Annotated in this window: 14 protein-coding genes; 6 read left to right on the forward strand and 8 right to left on the reverse strand. The window is 62.0% G+C overall.

Translation table 11 applies throughout. The features are described from left to right. Positions 1-172: 172 nt before the first annotated feature. Complete coding sequence (locus HX830_RS08465; RefSeq protein WP_177099769.1) at positions 173-2,764, reverse strand: glycosyltransferase; 2,592 nt, start codon at positions 2,762-2,764, stop codon at positions 173-175. A 264-nt stretch (positions 2,765-3,028) separates the two neighbouring features. Here HX830_RS08465 and tcdA point away from each other — a divergent pair, with 264 nt between their 5' ends. Next, entirely contained in the window at positions 3,029-3,841 is an 813-nt protein-coding gene (gene tcdA, locus HX830_RS08470; protein WP_371317484.1) for a tRNA cyclic N6-threonylcarbamoyladenosine(37) synthase TcdA, read from the forward strand. A gap of 3 nt (positions 3,842-3,844) precedes the next feature. Here tcdA and HX830_RS08475 read toward each other — a convergent pair whose 3' ends face one another. The 4 genes from HX830_RS08475 to HX830_RS08490 all read right to left on the reverse strand — a co-directional run bounded on the left by HX830_RS08475 (position 3,845) and on the right by HX830_RS08490 (position 7,072). Continuing rightward, entirely contained in the window at positions 3,845-4,249 is a 405-nt protein-coding gene (locus HX830_RS08475; protein ID WP_177099771.1) for a SufE family protein, read from the reverse strand. Beyond that, the gene (locus tag HX830_RS08480; RefSeq protein WP_177099773.1) at positions 4,246-5,451 is read right to left on the reverse strand and encodes an aminotransferase class V-fold PLP-dependent enzyme; all 1,206 of its coding nucleotides are present in this window, start codon (positions 5,449-5,451) and stop codon (positions 4,246-4,248) included. The genes HX830_RS08475 and HX830_RS08480 overlap by 4 nt, the downstream gene beginning before the upstream one ends. 232 nt (positions 5,452-5,683) lie before the next feature. After that, a complete protein-coding gene (dapD, locus tag HX830_RS08485) occupies positions 5,684-6,718 on the reverse strand; it encodes a 2,3,4,5-tetrahydropyridine-2,6-dicarboxylate N-succinyltransferase (RefSeq protein WP_177099775.1) in 1,035 nt (344 codons plus the stop codon). Between the two features lie 45 nt (positions 6,719-6,763). Then, on the reverse strand, positions 6,764-7,072 hold the full coding sequence (locus HX830_RS08490; protein WP_247263339.1) for an arsenate reductase: 309 nt from the start codon (positions 7,070-7,072) through the stop codon (positions 6,764-6,766). Between the two features lie 268 nt (positions 7,073-7,340). Here HX830_RS08490 and HX830_RS08495 point away from each other — a divergent pair, with 268 nt between their 5' ends. Further along, positions 7,341-8,990 (forward strand): Na+/H+ antiporter, encoded by a 1,650-nt coding sequence (locus HX830_RS08495; RefSeq protein WP_177100207.1) that lies wholly within the window; start codon positions 7,341-7,343, stop codon positions 8,988-8,990. Positions 8,991-8,996: 6 nt separating this feature from the next. Here HX830_RS08495 and dapC read toward each other — a convergent pair whose 3' ends face one another. Genes dapC through map form a run of 3 tightly spaced genes read right to left on the reverse strand, consistent with a single transcriptional unit; the run spans position 8,997 to position 13,776 of the window. Then, a complete protein-coding gene (gene dapC / locus HX830_RS08500) occupies positions 8,997-10,196 on the reverse strand; it encodes a succinyldiaminopimelate transaminase (protein ID WP_177099777.1) in 1,200 nt (399 codons plus the stop codon). Positions 10,197-10,232: 36 nt separating this feature from the next. After that, positions 10,233-12,935, reverse strand: a complete 2,703-nt coding sequence (locus HX830_RS08505; RefSeq protein WP_177099779.1) for a [protein-PII] uridylyltransferase — start codon at positions 12,933-12,935, stop codon at positions 10,233-10,235. Between the two features lie 58 nt (positions 12,936-12,993). Continuing rightward, positions 12,994-13,776, reverse strand: a complete 783-nt coding sequence (map, locus tag HX830_RS08510) for a type I methionyl aminopeptidase (protein ID WP_103496376.1) — start codon at positions 13,774-13,776, stop codon at positions 12,994-12,996. A gap of 395 nt (positions 13,777-14,171) precedes the next feature. Between map and rpsB the strand changes: the two genes are divergently transcribed. The 4 genes from rpsB (at position 14,172) to frr (ending at position 17,464) form a co-directional block, all read left to right on the forward strand. Beyond that, positions 14,172-14,912 (forward strand): 30S ribosomal protein S2, encoded by a 741-nt coding sequence (gene rpsB, locus HX830_RS08515; RefSeq protein WP_100938580.1) that lies wholly within the window; start codon positions 14,172-14,174, stop codon positions 14,910-14,912. 189 nt (positions 14,913-15,101) lie between these two features. Next, a complete protein-coding gene (gene tsf / locus HX830_RS08520; RefSeq protein WP_177099781.1) occupies positions 15,102-15,962 on the forward strand; it encodes a translation elongation factor Ts in 861 nt (286 codons plus the stop codon). Positions 15,963-16,166: 204 nt separating this feature from the next. After that, the gene (pyrH, locus tag HX830_RS08525) at positions 16,167-16,910 is read left to right on the forward strand and encodes a UMP kinase (protein ID WP_003172271.1); all 744 of its coding nucleotides are present in this window, start codon (positions 16,167-16,169) and stop codon (positions 16,908-16,910) included. After that, a complete protein-coding gene (gene frr / locus HX830_RS08530) occupies positions 16,907-17,464 on the forward strand; it encodes a ribosome recycling factor (protein ID WP_100938582.1) in 558 nt (185 codons plus the stop codon). Before pyrH ends, frr begins: the two co-directional genes overlap by 4 nt. Positions 17,465-17,466 lie beyond the last annotated feature (2 nt).

Genomic DNA, 17,466 nt, shown 5'->3' on the forward strand with positions numbered 1-17,466 from the left:
AGCTTGCTCGCGAGGGTGGTTCAGGCTCCGCGGGGTATCAGGTGCCCAGCATTATCGTTGACGACCATCGCGAGCAAGCTCGCTCCTACAGGAAGATAGGGGCGCGCAAAGGGTGGATATCTTAAAGCAAAACGGCGGCCCGCAGGCCGCCGTTTCGTGTCGTGCATCGCGTTTATGCGACGGATGCCGGCTCCGCCGCGCTGACCGGTTTCGGCAGCGAGGAGACGAACGCCATGATCAGTGCCGCCAGGTACGGCAGCGACTGCACCAGCAACATCACTACCCAGAAGCGCATGTCGTTGCTCGGCAAGCCCTGCACCAGAAAGATCCCCAGCGCCGCGGCCCACAACAGCAGCATGATGAACATCTCTTCGCGGGCTTCCGAAATCGCTACCCAGAAACCGTGGTTATCAGCGTTTTTCGGCGTGCGGAAGAACGGAATACTGCTGGTGAAGAAACCGTACAGCACCGCTTTGGCAATGGTATGGGACAAGGCCAGGCCAGCCAGTGCGGCGGCGAAGGCATCCTTCATGTTGACCCCGACCGCGCGGCGGTAGAGGAACAGGATCTTGCCGACCTTGAACACGAACAGCGCCAGTGGCGGGATCGCGAAGATCAGCAGCGGCGGATCGACCCGTTGCGGCACGATGATCATCGCCGCCGACCAGAGCAGGGCGCCGACGGTGAAGAAGATATTCATGCCGTCGGCCACCCACGGCAACCAGCCCGCGAGGAAGTGGTAGCGCTGGCCACGGGTCAGTTCGGTGTCCTTGCCGCGCAGCAGGCTGGCGGTGTGCCGCTTGATGATCTGAATCGCCCCGTAGGCCCAGCGGAAACGCTGTTTCTTGAAGTCGATAAAGGTATCGGGCATCAGGCCCTTGCCGTAGCTGTCATGGTGATAAGCCGCCGACAGGCCTTTTTCGAAGACCCGCAGGCCCAGCTCGGCGTCTTCGCAGATGCACCAGTCGGCCCAGCCCAGTTCTTCCAGGACCGAGCGGCGGGTCATGGTCATGGTGCCGTGCTGGATGATCGCGTCGCGGTCGTTGCGGGTGACCATGCCGATATGGAAGAAGCCCTTGTATTCCGAGTAGCAGAGCTTCTTGAAGGTGCTTTCGTTCTGGTCGCGGTAGTCCTGGGGCGATTGCACGATGGCGATCTTCGGATCGGCGAAGTGCGGCACCATGTGCTTGAGCCAGTTGCGGTCGACGCAGTAGTCCGAGTCGATCACGGCGATGACTTCGGCGTCCTTGGCGGTGTGCGGGATCAGGTAGTTCAGCGCCCCGCCCTTGAAACCGGCCAGCGGCGCGACGTGGAAGAAGCGGAAACGCGGGCCGAGGGTTTCGCAGTAGGCCTGCACCGGTTCCCAGACCGCCGGGTCCTTGGTGTTGTTGTCGATGATCAGGACTTCGTAGTCCGGATAATCGAGGGCCGCGAGGGCGTCGAGGGTCTGTTTGACCATCTCCGGCGGCTCGTTGTAGCACGGCACGTGGATCGAGACTTTCGGCCGGTAGTGCGAGTCGCCTTCAACCGGCAGGAATTCACGCCGGCGCTTGTGGGTCCAGACCGCCTCGGCCAGTTCGTGGGCCTCGGTGAGCAGGACGATAAACACGCCCAGGGCACCGATGGCCAGCAGGAAACCCACCGTCAGGCTGAACCAGGTGCTGTATTGCTGGCTGTAGTCGTAGCCGATCCACACCAGCACCGAACCGCAGAGGAACGCGGTAAAGGTCAGGAAGGTCCGGCCGCGCTGGCGCAGGGCCGAGCCGTCGATCATCAGCAGGGTCAGCGAGAGCAGTGCGAGCACCACCGAACCGATGGCCAGTACGCGCCATTGCGGGATCGCCACCACCGGCCCTTCGAAGTTGAACTTCTGCTCGCGCGCGGCGTTGAACACGCCCCAATAGGCGCCCACCGAACCTTCGTCACTGGCCTTCCACGGCTGGTCGAAGGCTTCGATCACGAAGTAGTTGAAGCCCTGGCGGTTAAGCTTGTTGACCAGGGTGCGCAGGTAAATGGCCTGGTCGGCCTGGGTCGCATCGGCACCGCCACGCATGCGGCCGTTGCTCGGCCAGCCCACTTCCGAGAGCAGCAGGGGCTTTTTCGGGAACATGCGCTTGAGTTCGCGGGCGCGGTCCAGTACGTACTGGCCGGCCTTGTCCATGGGGATGAATTCCCAGTAGGGCAGGATGTGCGCGGCGATCAGGTCGACGTGCTTGACCAGTTCCGGGTTGTGTTCCCAGATATGCCACTGTTCCGAGGTGGTCACCGGCACCTTGACGGCCGCCCGTACGCGGTCGATCAGCACGGCCAGGTCCTTGGCGGTGATTTCCTTGCGGAAGATCGCCTCGTTACCGACCACCACCCGCACGACACTGCGGCTGGTGTTGGCCAGTTCGATGGCGCGGGCGATTTCCCGCTCGTTGCGCTCCTGGTCCGGGCTGATCCAGATCCCCAGGGTCACCCGCAGGCCGAACTCTTCGGCGAGCTTGGGAATGTCCTGAAGGGTGCCGTCGACCGAGTAGATACGGATGTTGTCCGTCAGCTTGCTCATGATCTCCAGGTCGCGACGCATTTCATCGTCGGTCGGGTACTGGTCTTTCTGTGGGAATTGTCCCTGCTGGAAAGGCGAGTAGGAGAAGCCGGCGATCTGCTCGGGCCAGTCAGGCGCCGAAACCGGGCGGTTGATCAGCGCCCAGAAACCGGTGAATAGCGCGGCAATTGCCAACACTACGACCAGGTTGAGTCCAAATTTACGCGATGACATAGGTATTTCGGGTTCCGAAAAGGGCTAGAACAGGGAACAGAGCGGCGCGCATCCTACACTTGCTATCCGTCGACCGTACAGTACCGTGGAATATGCGCAGGCATTGGGCAATGAGACAGGGCTTAAGTTCTTTCCTGATTCTTTGTAGCTCTATTCTCGTCAAAGTGTTGTGATTTAACGCTCATGGACAGCCATTCATAGGCTAAAGCTGCCCTCGGCCGGCGCCCGGCCCTATAATGCGCGCCGGTTTTTGGGGTAATGGTCATGAGTGCAGAAGATCCGCGGTTTGCCGGCGTCGCCCGGTTGTATGGCATTGAAGGGCTGGCGCGGCTGAAGGCCGCCCATGTGGCGATCGTCGGCGTCGGCGGTGTCGGCTCCTGGGCGGCGGAAGCCATTGCCCGTTGCGGTGTCGGCGAGATCTCGCTGTTCGACCTGGACGATGTCTGCGTCAGCAACAGCAACCGTCAGTTGCATGCCCTGGACAGCACCGTGGGTCGGGCCAAGGTCGAGGTGATGGCCGAGCGCCTGAAGGGCATCAATCCGGACTGCCAGGTCCACGCGGTGACCGATTTTGTGACCCGGGAAACCATGGCCGAGTACATCACCCCGGACATCGACTGCGTGATCGACTGCATCGACAGCGTCAATGCCAAGGCCGCGCTGATCGCCTGGTGCAAGCGGCGCAAGATCCAGATCATCACCACGGGGGGGGCGGGTGGGCAGATCGATCCGACCTTGATCCAGGTCTGCGACCTGAACCGTACCTTCAACGATCCCCTGGCCTCGAAGGTGCGTTCGACCTTGCGCCGTGACTACGGGTTTTCCCGCACGGTGACCCGCCATTACAGCGTGCCCTGTGTGTTTTCCACCGAGCAGCTGCGTTATCCGAAGCCCGATGGCAGCATCTGCCTGCAGAAGAGTTTTGTCGGTGATGGGGTGAAGCTGGACTGTGCCGGTGGTTTTGGCGCGGTGATGATGGTCACGGCGACCTTCGGCATGGTGGCGGCGACCAAGGCGGTGGACAAGATCGTCGCGGGCATGCGCCGGCCGGCGGATCGGATCAAACCGCAGGCCTGAGGCTTATTGGGTCAATTCACGCATCCGCTGCAGCACGGCATTCAGGCCGTTGCTGCGGGACGGCGACAATTGTCGGGACAGGCCCAGCTGGTTGAACCAGTCGGGCAGGTCGACCTGCTGCAATTCGTCGGCGCTCAAGCCATTGACCCGCACCAGCAACAACGCCACCAGCCCACGAATCATTCGTGCATCGCTGCTCGCGGCAAACTGCCACTGACCGTCATGCAGCCGACCGGTCAACCACACCTGGCTTTCGCAGCCATGGACGCGATTGGCCTCGGTCTTGTCGGCGTCGTTCAAGGACGGCAAGCGCTCGCCCCATTGCATCAGCAGGCGCGCCCGTTGTTCCCAGCCCGCCAGATGCCGGAAATTTTCCAGGACCAGCAGCGCTTCAGCGGGCAGGCTCATCGCAACAGCTCCAGGGCCTGATCCAGTGCCTCGAAAAACCGTTCGAGGTCTTCGGAGTCGTTGTACACACCCAGCGATACGCGGATCGCTCCGGCCAGCCCGAGCTGTTTCATCAGTGGCATTGCGCAGTGATGCCCGGCGCGTACGGCAATCCCTTGCTCGGTCAGCAGGTGCGCCAGATCGGCGTTGTGCACGCCATCGACGATAAAGCTGGCCAGTGCCAGTTGCGGCTCGCCCAACAGGCGGATGCCCTTGCGGACATTCAGGCCTTGCAACAGGTGGGCATGCAGCGCCGCTTCGTGGGCCGAGACCGCGGCCTGGTCGAGGCCGGCCAGGTAGTCGAGGGTCGCGCCGAGGCCGATGACGCTGGCAATCGGTGGTGTTCCGGCTTCGAAGCCCAAGGGGGCCGGGCGGAAGCTGGCCTGCTGATAGTCCGCGTCCAGCACCATCTCGCCGCCGAATTGCCAGTGGCGCAGTTGGCTCAGGGCTTCGTGGCGGCCATAGAGCACGCCGACGCCATCGGGGCCGTAGAGCTTGTGGCTGGAAAATACATAGAAATCGCAGCCCAGCGCCTGGACATCGTGGCGACCGTGGACCACGCCCTGGGCGCCGTCGACCACGGTCAGTGCGTTGAACGAGCGGGCCAGGGCCAGCAATTGCGGTAACGGTTGCCAGGCCCCGAGCACGTTGGACAGTTGGCTGACCGCCAGCAGGCGGGTCCGTGGGCCGATCAACGGGCGGGCGGCTTCCAGGTCGATCAGGCCGCTGTCGGTGATCGGCAGCACCACCAGGCGCAGTCCCCGGCGTTGCGCCAGTTGCTGCCAGGGCAGCAGGTTGGCGTGATGCTCCAGGGCGCTGATGACGATCTCGTCGCCGGGCTGGAAAAGCGCTTCCAGGCCATAGGCCAGGAGGTTCAGCGCCGAGGTGGCGCCGTGGGTGAAGACGATCTGTCCGCTATTGCCGACATTGAGCCACTGGGCAGTCTTGCTTCGACTGTCCTCGAAGGCCTGGGTGGCATGGGCGCCGGGCAGGTGTTGGGCCCGGTGCACATTGGCCGCACCGTTGCTGTAATAGTGCGCCAGGGCATCGATCAGCGCCTGGGGCTTCTGGGTGGTGGCGGCGCTGTCCAGGTAGACCTGGTCTTGCCGTTGCAGGGCGGCGATGGCCGGGAAATCGGCGCGCCAGGGAGAAGGTATCAGCATGGTGTTCGGCCCTGGTGAGCGTGGGCGAGGGGGCGCGAAACCTGTAGGCATTGGTCTGGCTCGTGAAGTTTTTGCCGACCTTGAAGGCCTCTTCGCGGGCAAGCCCTGCTCCTACAGTAGGGCGCCGGGCACAGGTTTTGCGTACGACATAAACCTGTAGGAGCAGGGCTTGCCCGCGAAGGCGGCCTCACAGGCACCCCCGCCAGCAAACCGGCCCCTACAATAATCGTGCTCAGTTATGCGCGTGCAGGGCTTCGTTCAGCGCAATGGCCGACTTATGGCTCTTGCATTCCACCGCACCGGTTTCCGAGTTGCGACGGAACAGCAGGTCCGGCAGGCCGGCCAGGTCGCGGGCCTTGAGTACCTTGACCAGCTGGTTGTTTTCGTCGAGCAGCGCCACTTTTGTCCCGGCGGTCACGTACAGGCCCGATTCCACGGTGTTGCGGTCGCCCAACGGAATGCCGATACCGGCGTTGGCGCCGATCAGGCAGCCTTCGCCGACCTTGATGACGATGTTGCCGCCGCCGGACAGGGTACCCATGGTCGAGCAACCGCCGCCCAGGTCCGAACCCTTGCCGACGAAGACACCCGCCGAAACGCGGCCTTCGATCATGCCCGGGCCTTCGGTGCCGGCGTTGAAGTTGACGAAACCTTCGTGCATCACGGTGGTGCCTTCGCCGATGTAGGCACCCAGGCGAATCCGCGCGCTGTCAGCGATACGCACGCCGCTCGGCACCACGTAGTCGGTCATTTTTGGGAACTTGTCCACCGAGAACACTTCCAGCAGCTCGCCACGCAGGCGCGCTTCCAGTTGGTGGGCGGCCAGCTCCGACAGGTCGATGGCGCCCTGGCTGGTCCAGGCCACGTTCGGCAGCAGCGGGAACACGCCCGCCAGGCTCAGGCCATGGGGCTTGACCAGACGATGGGAAAGCAGGTGCAGCTTGAGGTAAGCCTCAGGGGTAGACGTCAGCTGGACGTCTTCCGCCAATACGGTGGCGACCAACGGCTTGTGGCTTTCGGCCAGGCGGGTCAGCAGGGCGGCCTGGGCGGCGTCGATGGCTTTCAGGGCGTCGGCCAGTTGCGAGGCCTGGGCGGTGCTGAAGGTGATCGCCTGGTTGCCGCCGGTGTAACCGAGGATCGGCGCGATGGCGGCGACCAGCTCGGCCGACGGCTGAATCAGGGGTTGGGCGTAGAAAACTTCCAGCCAGGCACCTTGACGATTCTGGGTGCCAACGCCGAAGCCCAGGCTGAACAGAGTAGTGGACATGCAGTTACCTCTTGCAAAATGAGTGGGGGCCTTGAGCGCTCTGGCTCAGTTGAGGGCCGCCGCATAAATATCTGGCTTGAAGCCAATCAGGGTTCGGTCACCGAGATCAAGCACCGGGCGCTTGATCATCGAGGGTTGTGCCAGCATCAGTTCAATCGCTTTCGCCTGGTCGAGATCGGCTTTACGTTCGTCGTCGAGTTTGCGAAAGGTGGTTCCGGCGCGGTTCAGCACCACTTGCCAGCCGTGCTCGTTGCACCACTGGGTCAGGTGTTCGCGGTCGATGCCGGCGGTCTTGTAGTCATGGAACGCGTAGGGCACGGCCTGTTCGTCGAGCCAGGTGCGGGCCTTTTTCATGGTGTCGCACGCCTTGATTCCGAAAAGGTGCAACGTTTTGCTCGAAGCGGTCACAGCAATTGCCTCCCCTTTGGAGATGCGAGGGATGAAAGGTTGAAGATTATGCCATGACCGGGCCGCTTAGGCGCCTTAGTCGTGTGCGGTTACATCTTCCCCTGCCGACTGCGACTTTGGTGCAGCGTCCGGGCGGCAGCATAAGCGGCTAATATGGCACTTCGACGGCAAACCGTTGCCAGAGATATGCTTTAAACGATTGGGAATGCCTTTTATGCAGACGGCCTACACCGTTCTGATTCTGCTGATGCTGGTCGGTGTCTCGCGTTTGCTCTGGCGGGTGATCCCGCTGCCGCTGCCCCTGGTGCAGATTGCGGCGGGGGCGCTGCTGGCCTGGCCGACCCTGGGCCTGCATGTGGCCCTGGACCCGGAATTGTTTCTGTTCCTGTTTCTGCCGCCGTTGCTGTTTTCCGATGGTTGGCGCATGCCCAAGCGAGATCTGTGGCGCCTGCGCGGGCCGATCCTGACCCTGGCCGTGGGGCTGGTGCTGTTCACCGTGGTCGGTGCCGGCTATTTCATTCACTGGCTATTGCCGGCCATTCCCTTGCCGGTGGCCTTCGCCCTGGCCGCCGTGTTGTCACCGACCGACGCCGTGGCGGTTTCCGCCATTGCCCAGAACCGTCTGCCGACGCCGCTGATGCATATGCTCCAGGGCGAGGCGCTGATGAATGATGCGTCGGGCCTGGTGACCTTCAAGTTCGCCCTGGCGGCGGCCGTGACCGGTGCCTTCTCCCTGGCCAATGCGAGCCTGACCTTTGTCCTGGTGGCGGTCGGTGGCCTGGCCGTCGGCGTGGCGCTGAGCTGGCTGGTGGGGCGCTTTCGGGTCTGGATGATCGCCCGTGGCTGGGACGATCCGGCGACCCACGTGGTGTTCATGTTGCTATTGCCGTTCGCCGCCTATGTGCTGGCCGAGCGCCTCGGGGTGTCGGGAATCCTCTCGGCGGTGGCGGCGGGGATGATGCAGAGCTGGCTCGACCTGTTGCCGCGCCAGACCAGCACCCGGCTGCTCAACCGCAGTGTCTGGTCGCTGTTGGAGTTCGCCTTCAACGGGCTGATCTTCCTGCTGCTGGGCTTGCAGTTGCCGGATATCGTCAAGGCGGTTGCCAGCCACGAGACTTCGTTGTGGCCGACCTTGCTCTATCGCTGCCTCGAAGTGCTGGCGATCTTTCTGGCCCTGGTGGTGTTGCGTTTTGTCTGGGTGCACAGCATCTGGCGCTTGTCGGAGCTGCTGCGGCACTGGCGTGGCAAAGATCCGTTGTCAGGGATGGCCAAGGGGCGTTCCTGCTGGTTGCTGACGGTAGGTGGTGTACGTGGGGCGGTGACGTTGGCGGGTGTGATGTCGGTGCCGCTGCTGATCGCACCCGGGGTGGATTTTCCCGAGCGTGACTTGCTGATTTTCATCGCCGCCGGGGTGATCCTGCTGTCGTTGGTGACGGCCAGTGTTGTCCTGCCGCTGCTGTTGCGCGACTTGCCGAAAAGCCAGGATGACAGGCACCGCGGCGAAGTGCGCGAAGCCTGGAAGAAGACCGCCGAAGCGGCGATCCATGTGCTGGAGGCCGAGGAGTTGGGCGTACAGCAGGACGCGGCCCAGGATGCGAGCCAGGCCGCGTTGGCCACCGAGTTGAAAGCGCAGTTGATGGCCGAATACCGGCATCAACTGGAGGTGTTCAACGACTCCACCGAAGCCCAGGCGCTGGCGTTCCAGATGGACCAGTTGGACCGCCGCTTGCGCTTGAAGGCACTGCGGGCGCAGCGCCTGGAGTTGTACCGGCTCAGTCGCCAGCACCAGATCGGCGACGATGTGTTGCGCGAGGTGCTGGCGGAGCTGGATCTGAGCGAGGCGAACCTCGGCTCGGTGAAGTAGCCGGGGTTACTGGCGGCGCTGGATGAACGCGCGAATCCGCTCGGCGGCCTCGACACACTCTGCCAACGGCGCAACCAGGGCCATGCGCACGCGCCCGGCCCCGGGATTGACGCCGTCCACTTCGCGGGACAGATAGGAGCCCGGCACCACGGTCACATGTTCCTCGGCAAACAGATCGCGGCAGAACGCCGCATCATCGCCCTGCACATTCGGCCACAGGTAGAAGCTGCCATCCGGGCGTTGCACATCCAGCACCGGCGCCAGAATCTCCAGCACCGCATCGAACTTCTCGCGATACAACGCACGGTTGGCGCGCACATGGATCTCGTCGTTCCAAGCCGCGACGCTGGCCAGCTGGGTTTGCACCGGCATCGCGCAGCCGTGGTAGGTGCGATACAGCAGGAAGGCCTTGAGAATATCCGCGTCACCGGCCACGAAGCCCGAGCGCAGCCCCGGCAGGTTGGAGCGCTTGGACAGGCTATGGAACACCACGCAACGCTTGAAGTCCTTGCGGCCCAGCGCCACACAGGCACTGAGCAGGCCCGGCGGTGGAGTCTGCTCATCGAAGTACAGCTCGCTGTAGCACTCGTCGGCGGCGATCACGAAGTCATGCTCGTCGGCCAGGGCGATCAGCTTTTTCAAGGTCTCCAGCGGGATCAGCGCCCCGGTCGGGTTGCCCGGCGAGCACAGGAACAGGATCTGGCAACGCTGCCAGATCTCCGTCGGCACGGCGTCGAAGTCCGGGTTGAAGCCGTTCTCGTCCAGGCACGGCAGGTAGTGCGGCTTGGCCCCGGCGAGGAAGGCCGCGCCTTCGTAGATCTGATAGAACGGGTTGGGGCTGACCACCAGGGCGTCGTCGCCACGGTTGACCACGGTCTGGGTAAAGGCGAACAGCGCCTCGCGGGTGCCATTGACCGGCAGGATATTGCGCGCCGGGTCGATCCAGCCGCTCGGCACGCCGAAACGTCGCTCGCACCAGCCGGCAATGGCTTCACGCAGGGCCGGTACGCCGAGGGTGGTCGGATACACGGCCATCTGTTCCAGGTTGGCGGTCAGGGCTTCGGCGACAAACGCCGGCGAGCGGTGCTTCGGTTCGCCGATGGACAGGGCGATCGGCCGCTTGTCCGCATTCGGCGTCACGCTGCCGAGCAGGGCGCGGAGTTTCTCGAACGGATAGGGCTGCAACTGGTTCAGGGCGTTGTTCATCGGTAACGGAGCTCGCTTCATTCAGGTGTCGGCGCGTCAGATACTCAGGCGCATCGTTTCAAGGGGCGGTTCGGCGTTGACGCTCAACTGTTCGACGATGGCGTCCTGCAATCGGCTGCACAGCTGCGGGTCGGACAGCGGTTGGTTGTCGGCGTCGGTAATGAAGAACACGTCTTCCACCCGCTCGCCGAGGGTGGCGATCTTGGCGTTCTGCAGCGACAGGTCGAACTCCAGGAAGATCTTTCCAATCCGCGCCAGCAGCCCGGGACGGTCCGGCGCGCTCAGCTCCAACACCGTCACCGGACGCTGGGCGTCGTTGTGGATGGTGACCTGGGGCGCGAAGGCGAAGTGCTTGAGCTGGCGCGGGACCCGGCGCTGGATGATGGTCGGATAGTCGTCCGGGTTGCGCAGGGCTTCGTTCAGGCCGTCGCGGATCTGCTTGATGCGCTTCGGATTGTCGCCGATGGAGCCGCCGTCGTTGTCCAGCACGATGTAGGTGTCGAGGGTGAACTGGCTGCTGGAGGTGATGACCCGGGCGTCGTGGATGTTCAGGTTGAGCTGGTCCATCGCGGCCACGGTCACGGCGAAGAAGTCGTGCTGGTCCGGGGCGTAGATGAAGATCTGCGTGCCGCCTTCGAATTCACGCTGGGTGGTTTCCTTGATCAGCACCAGCGGGCCGCCATCGGCCGGCTGCTGGAGGATCGCGTCGCTGTGCCAGGCGACGTCGCCGGCGGTGTGGCGCAGGAAGTAGTCATCGCCCAGTTGCGACCAGAGCTGCTCGACATCGTCCGGGTCGGTACCGGCGCGCACCAGGATATCCAGGGCGGCGCTCTGGGTCTGGCGAATCTGCTCCTCGCGGTCCACCGGGTTTTCCAGGCCACGGCGCAGGGCGCGCTTGGTCTCGGTGTAGAGCTGGCGCAACAGGCTGGCGCGCCAGGAGTTCCACAGGCTCGGGTTGGTCGCGTTGATGTCGGCGACGGTCAGCACATAGAGGTAGTCCAGGTGCACCTGGTCGCCGACGGTCTGGGCGAAGTCGTGGATGACCTGCGGGTCGGACAGGTCCTTGCGCTGGGCGGTGGTGGACATCACCAGGTGGTTCTGCACCAGCCAGACGATCAGGCGGCTGTCCCACGGCGGCAACTGGTGACGGGCGCAGAAGGCCTCGGCATCCACTGCGCCGAGTTCCGAATGGTCGCCGTGGCGGCCCTTGCCGATGTCGTGATAGAGCCCGGCCATGTAGATCAGTTCGGGCTTGGGCAGCTTGGCCATCAGCTTGGCGGCCAGCGGGAATTTCTCCGAGACCTGGGTGTACTGCAGTTTGCGCAGGTGCTTGATCAGGTTCAGGGTGTGGGCATCGACCGTATAGATATGGAACAGGTCGTGCTGCATCTGCCCGACGATATCGCCGAACTCCGGCAGGTAGCGTCCGAGGATGCCGTAGCGGTTCATCCGGCGCAGGTTGCGGTGGATGCCGATCTTGCACTTGAACAGCTCGATGAACAGGCTGGTGTTGCGGATATCGTTGCGGAAGTCGTCGTCGATCAGATGACGGTGTTCCCGCAGCAGGCGGATGGTGTCGGCGCGCACACCCTTGATTTCCGGCTGCTGGGCCATCAGCACGAAGATTTCCAGCATGGCGAACGGCGTACGCCGGAAGACATTCGGGTTACTCGCCTCGATATAGCCGTCGTGCAACTGGAAGCGCGAGTTCAACGGCTGCGGCGGCGCTTCGTCTTCCGGGGCGAGGATGATTTCCTCGAAGTGCTGGATGATCAGGTCGCTGAGCTGGGCAATGCTCATGACCACCCGGTAGTACTGCTGCATGAAGTTTTCGATGGCCTGTTTCGCATCGTCGCCCTTGAAACCCAGCAGTCCGGCGATGCTGCGCTGGTGGTCGAACAGCAGGCGGTCTTCGGCGCGGCCGGCGAGCATGTGCAGGGCGTAGCGGACTTTCCAGAGGAACTCCTGGGATGAGGCCAGCAGGGCGTTTTCGCTCTCCACCAGAAAGCCTTCGCCGGCCAGGGCCCGCAGGTTCAGGGTGCCGTACTGGCGGCGGGCGACCCAGAGGATCGTCTGGATATCCCGCAGGCCGCCGGGCGAGCCCTTGACGTTGGGTTCCAGGTTGTATTCGGTGTCGTTGTACTTGTGGTGGCGGGCCTTCTGTTCGGCGCGCTTGGCCAGGAAGAAGTCCTTGCTCGGCCACATGTGCGCCGTGCTGGTGACATTGAGCATGCGTTGGCGCAGGCGCTCGGGACCGGCGACGGTGCGACTTTCCATCAGGTTGGTGATGATTGTCAGGTCGGCCCGGGCTTCCTCGGCGCACTCGTCGACCGAACGCACACTCTGGCCGACTTCCAGGCCGATGTCCCAGAGCAGGGTGAGGAAACGTTCTATGGAGTCGCGAAAAATCTCGTGGTCGGCGCTGTCGAGCAGGATCAGCAGGTCGATGTCCGAGTAGGGGTGCAATTCGCCGCGACCGTAGCCGCCGACCGCCACCAGGGCGATATCGGCGTCTTCGCTCCAACTGAACTGGTCCCAGGCCTGTTGCAGGATGTTATCGATGAACCAGGCGCGGTCTTCGATCAGCCGGCGGATATCACGCCCGGCGCGAAAGCGCTCGTCGAGCACCTCGCGGGCGTGGCGAATGGCCTTCTTGAAGGCGGCGATGGGGCTGGCCTTCAGTGCCAGTTCCGCCTGGAACTGGCCGCGGTCGAAGAGTTCGGGGTCCACCTGCGGCATCGATTGGCTTTCCTTGGGTTCTGATAGGCGTTCTGTACAGAGCGGCAGGTGCAAGCGATCAGGCCGAGACGCGAGGGATGGTCTCATCGCTGCGCAGGGTGAAGATCTCGTAGCCGGTGTCGGTGACCAGCAGGGTGTGCTCCCACTGGGCCGACAGCTTGCGGTCCTTGGTGATCGCGGTCCAGCCGTCGCCCAGCACCTTGGTGTCGGCCTTGCCCTGGTTGATCATCGGTTCGATGGTGAAGGTCATGCCGGCCTTGAGTTCCATGCCGGTACCGGCGCGGCCGTAGTGCAGGATCTGCGGTTCTTCGTGGAACACCTTGCCGATACCGTGGCCACAGAACTCACGCACCACCGAGAAGCCGTTCTTTTCCGCGTGCTTCTGGATGATTTCACCGATGTCGCCCAGGCGGCAGCCGGGTTTGACGATCTCGATGGCCTTGTACATGCATTCCTGGGTGATCTGCGACAGGCGCTCGGCCCAGACCGGCACGGTGCCGACGTGGAACATCTTGCTGGTGTCGCCGTGGTAGCCATCCTTGATGACGGTGACGTCGATGTTCACCGTGTCACCATCCTTGAGCGGCTTGTCGCCCGGGATGCCGTGGCAGACCACGTGGTTGACCGAGGTGCAGATCGACTTCGGGAAACCCTTGTAGTTGAGCGGGGCGGGGATGGCCTGCTGCACGTTGACGATATAGTCGTGGCAGATACGGTCCAGCTCCTCGGTGGTGACACCGGGCTTGACGTGTTCACCGATCATTTCCAGTACATCGGCAGCCAGGCGGCCAGCGACACGCATTTTTGCGATGTCCTCGGGGGTTTTGAGGGTGACGGTCATACAGGCTCTCTTTTACGCGCCGGGCGCGAATAAACACGGAATGGGGCGAAAACGGCGGGGCCGCGATGGCTGGCCCGGGGTTTCAGTACCCTTAAAAGCGTGATTCTACCAGACGCAAGGGGTAAACCATGAGCATCCGGCTATCGCTTCTCTCTATAAGCTGGGGCCATTCTGGCCCGAATCCAGGGCGCGCGCAAAAGCCCGGGAGGGGAAATGCGAATGCAGGTTTCGTTTTGGCCGTTGTTGTGGTATAAAATGCGCCGCTTTCCGGGGATAGCCCCGCGAAGCTTAAATCCACACACGTGTCGACACGATGACCTGGGTGCCTTCAGCTGATGCTGCTGGTTGGTCATTGGGATACGTGGAGGCCAAACCCGACTTATCAAGGAACTATCATGTCCCAAGTCAACATGCGCGATATGCTGAAGGCCGGTGTGCACTTCGGTCACCAGACCCGTTACTGGAACCCGAAAATGGGCAAGTACATTTTCGGCGCGCGTAACAAGATCCACATCATCAACCTTGAAAAAACCCTGCCGATGTTCAACGAAGCTCTGACTTTCGTAGAACGCCTGGCCCAGGGCAAAAACAAGATTCTGTTCGTCGGCACCAAGCGTTCCGCCGGCAAGATCGTTGCTGAAGAAGCAGCACGTTGCGGTTCGCCGTACGTCGATCACCGCTGGTTGGGCGGCATGCTGACCAACTTCAAAACCATCCGTGCTTCGATCAAGCGTCTGCGTGACCTGGAAATCCAGGCCGAAGACGGTACTTTCGCCAAGCTGACCAAGAAAGAGGCGCTGATGCGCACTCGCGACCTGGAAAAGCTCGATCGTTCCCTGGGTGGTATCAAGGACATGGGCGGTCTGCCTGATGCACTGTTCGTGATCGACGTTGACCACGAGCGCATCGCGATCACCGAAGCCAACAAGCTGGGCATCCCGGTTATCGGCGTAGTCGATACCAACAGCAGCCCGGAAGGCGTTGACTACATCATCCCAGGCAACGATGACGCCATCCGCGCCATCCAGTTGTACATGGGTTCGATGGCTGATGCTGTGATCCGTGGCCGCAACAACAACGGTGGCGGTACCGTCGAGTTCGCTACTGAAGAAGCTCCGGTCGCCGCAGCTGAGTAATTGACGCCCTGGCGTTGACTCAGTAAGCAAAAAGGGGGCTTGGCCCCCTTTTTGCCACCTCGAAAACCGTTGGTTGCTGGTACCGCTACAGCCTTTGTAATGTGTAGCCGCTACAACGGGATCGGGAAGAATTGAACGCCCGTTCGATCGGGTGGAATGGTTGATAACCTATCCAAGAGGAATTTTGAAATGGCAGAGATTACTGCAGCGTTGGTCAAAGAACTGCGCGAGCGTACCGGCGAAGGCATGATGGACTGCAAGAAAGCCTTGACCAAGGCTGGCGGCGACATCGAAAAAGCCATTGATGACATGCGCGCTTCGGGCGCCATCAAGGCTGCCAAGAAAGCCGGCAACATTGCCGCTGAAGGCGCCATCGCAATCAAGGGCGACGGCACTGCTGCCGTGATCCTGGAAGTGAACTCGCAGACCGACTTCCTGGCTCTGCAAGATGACTTCAAGGCTTTCGTTGCTGCCAGCGTTGAAAAAGCCTTCGCTGACAAGCTGACCGACGCAGCTCCGCTGATCGCCGCCCAGGAATCGGCACGTGAAGCACTGGTTGCCAAAGTGGGCGAAAACGTCAACATCCGTCGCCTGGCGCGGATCGAAGGTGATGTGGTCGGCGCTTACCTGCACGGCAACAAGATCGGTGTGGTTGTGGCCCTCAAAGGCGGCAACGAAGACCTGGCCAAAGACGTTGCCATGCACGTTGCGGCAACCAACCCTGAGTTCCTGCTGCCATCGCAGGTCTCCGCTGAAGCCATTGAGCGCGAAAAAGGCGTTTTCCTGAGCCTCAACGAAGACAAGATCAAAGGCAAGCCAGCTGAAATCGTTGAAAAAATGGTCAGCGGCCGTATCAGCAAGTTCCTGGCCGAAGCCAGCCTGGTTGAGCAAGCTTTCGTCAAGAACCCGGAAGTCACCGTCGGTGCCCTGGTCAAGAAAGCCGGCGCTGAAATCGTTTCCTTCACTTACTTCAAAGTAGGTGATGGCATCGAGAAGCCAGTGGACAACTTCGCTGAAGAAGTTGCTGCTCAGCTGGCTGCCAACAAGTAAAAGACGGTTTTCAACTGTCGACCCAAGAGGCTGCCCGCTCACGCGCGCAGCCTCTTTTCAAATGGGAGGAGAGGTTTCTCTTTTTCCATTCGGAACCGACTTACAAGGTTGTGTTCTGATGGCGCTGTAGCAGCGCCAAGCTAGAGTAAGCGCAGGCTGCAAACAGCTCGCAAGTTTTTTTAAACGCCGCAGGAGAGATTCGCAATGGCTCAGCAGGGCAGTGGCTATCAAGCTCGCTATAAACGCATTCTACTCAAACTTAGCGGCGAGGCCCTGATGGGCTCGGAAGAGTTCGGGATCGACCCGAAGGTTCTGGATCGCATGGCGCTGGAAGTCGGCCAACTGGTCGGCATCGGTGTCCAGGTCGGTCTGGTGATTGGCGGTGGCAACCTGTTCCGCGGCGCCGCCTTGAGTGCCGCCGGGATGGACCGTGTCACCGGCGACCACATGGGCATGCTGGCCACCGTGATGAATGCACTGGCGATGCGCGACGCGCTGGAACGTGCGAATATCTCGGCCATCGTGATGTCGGCTATTTCCATGGTCGGCGTGACCGATCACTATGATCGCCGCAAGGCCATGCGTCACCTCAACGCCAAGGAAGTGGTGATCTTCGCGGCTGGTACCGGCAATCCGTTTTTCACCACGGATTCGGCAGCCTGCCTGCGTGCGATCGAAATCGACGCCGATGTGGTGCTCAAGGCGACCAAGGTCGATGGCGTTTACACCGCGGACCCATTCAAAGACCCGCATGCCGAGAAGTTCGATCATCTGACCTACGATGAAGTGCTGGATCGCAAGCTGGGTGTCATGGACCTCACCGCTATCTGCCTGTGCCGCGATCACAAGATGCCGCTGCGCGTATTTAACATGAACAAGCCCGGCGCCCTGCTGAACATCGTGCATGGCGGCGCTGAAGGAACCCTGATCGAGGAAGGTCAACAATGATCAACGAAATCAAGAAAGACGCTCAAGAGCGCATGAAGAAGTCCCTGGAATCCCTGGCCCATGCATTTGGCCGGATTCGTACCGGGCAGGCTCACCCAAGCATCCTGGAAGGCGTCATGGTGCCTTATTACGGCACTGACACCCCGATCAAGCAGGTCGCCAACATCACCGTCAAGGACGCGCGCACCCTGCAGGTCGTGGCGTTCGAGCGCAACATGCTCGGTGCCGTGGACAAGGCGATCGGCAGCGCCGGCCTGAACCTCAACCCGACCAATCTGGGCGAGCTGCTGCTGATCTCGATGCCGGCGCTGACCGAAGAAACCCGTCGTGGTTTCACCAAGCAAGCGCGCGAAGAAGCGGAAAACGCTCGCATTGCCGTGCGTAACATTCGTCGCGATGTGCTGGGTGACCTGAAGGATCTGGTCAAGGAAAAAGAGATCAGTGAAGACGAAGAACGTCGTGCGGCTGACGATATCCAGAAGCTGACCGACAAGTTCGTGGCGGAAATCGAAGTTGCCGTGAAGCAAAAAGAAGCGGACCTGATGGCCGTTTAAGG

This window comes from Pseudomonas gingeri, from assembly GCF_013385425.1.
Lineage (GTDB): Bacteria > Pseudomonadota > Gammaproteobacteria > Pseudomonadales > Pseudomonadaceae > Aquipseudomonas > Aquipseudomonas gingeri_D.

Coding starts and splice junctions, on each gene's coding strand:
- tsf (WP_177099781.1), top strand. CDS start 15,102: ATGGCAGAGATTACTGCAGCGTTGGTCAAAGAACTGCGCGAGCGTACC.
- map (WP_103496376.1), bottom strand. CDS start 13,776: ATGACCGTCACCCTCAAAACCCCCGAGGACATCGCAAAAATGCGTGTC.
- pyrH (WP_003172271.1), top strand. CDS start 16,167: ATGGCTCAGCAGGGCAGTGGCTATCAAGCTCGCTATAAACGCATTCTA.
- tcdA (WP_371317484.1), top strand. CDS start 3,029: ATGAGTGCAGAAGATCCGCGGTTTGCCGGCGTCGCCCGGTTGTATGGC.
- HX830_RS08465 (WP_177099769.1), bottom strand. CDS start 2,764: ATGTCATCGCGTAAATTTGGACTCAACCTGGTCGTAGTGTTGGCAATT.
- frr (WP_100938582.1), top strand. CDS start 16,907: ATGATCAACGAAATCAAGAAAGACGCTCAAGAGCGCATGAAGAAGTCC.
- rpsB (WP_100938580.1), top strand. CDS start 14,172: ATGTCCCAAGTCAACATGCGCGATATGCTGAAGGCCGGTGTGCACTTC.
- HX830_RS08495 (WP_177100207.1), top strand. CDS start 7,341: ATGCAGACGGCCTACACCGTTCTGATTCTGCTGATGCTGGTCGGTGTC.
- HX830_RS08490 (WP_247263339.1), bottom strand. CDS start 7,072: ATGAAAAAGGCCCGCACCTGGCTCGACGAACAGGCCGTGCCCTACGCG.
- HX830_RS08505 (WP_177099779.1), bottom strand. CDS start 12,935: ATGCCGCAGGTGGACCCCGAACTCTTCGACCGCGGCCAGTTCCAGGCG.
- dapC (WP_177099777.1), bottom strand. CDS start 10,196: ATGAACAACGCCCTGAACCAGTTGCAGCCCTATCCGTTCGAGAAACTC.
- dapD (WP_177099775.1), bottom strand. CDS start 6,718: ATGTCCACTACTCTGTTCAGCCTGGGCTTCGGCGTTGGCACCCAGAAT.
- HX830_RS08475 (WP_177099771.1), bottom strand. CDS start 4,249: ATGAGCCTGCCCGCTGAAGCGCTGCTGGTCCTGGAAAATTTCCGGCAT.
- HX830_RS08480 (WP_177099773.1), bottom strand. CDS start 5,451: ATGCTGATACCTTCTCCCTGGCGCGCCGATTTCCCGGCCATCGCCGCC.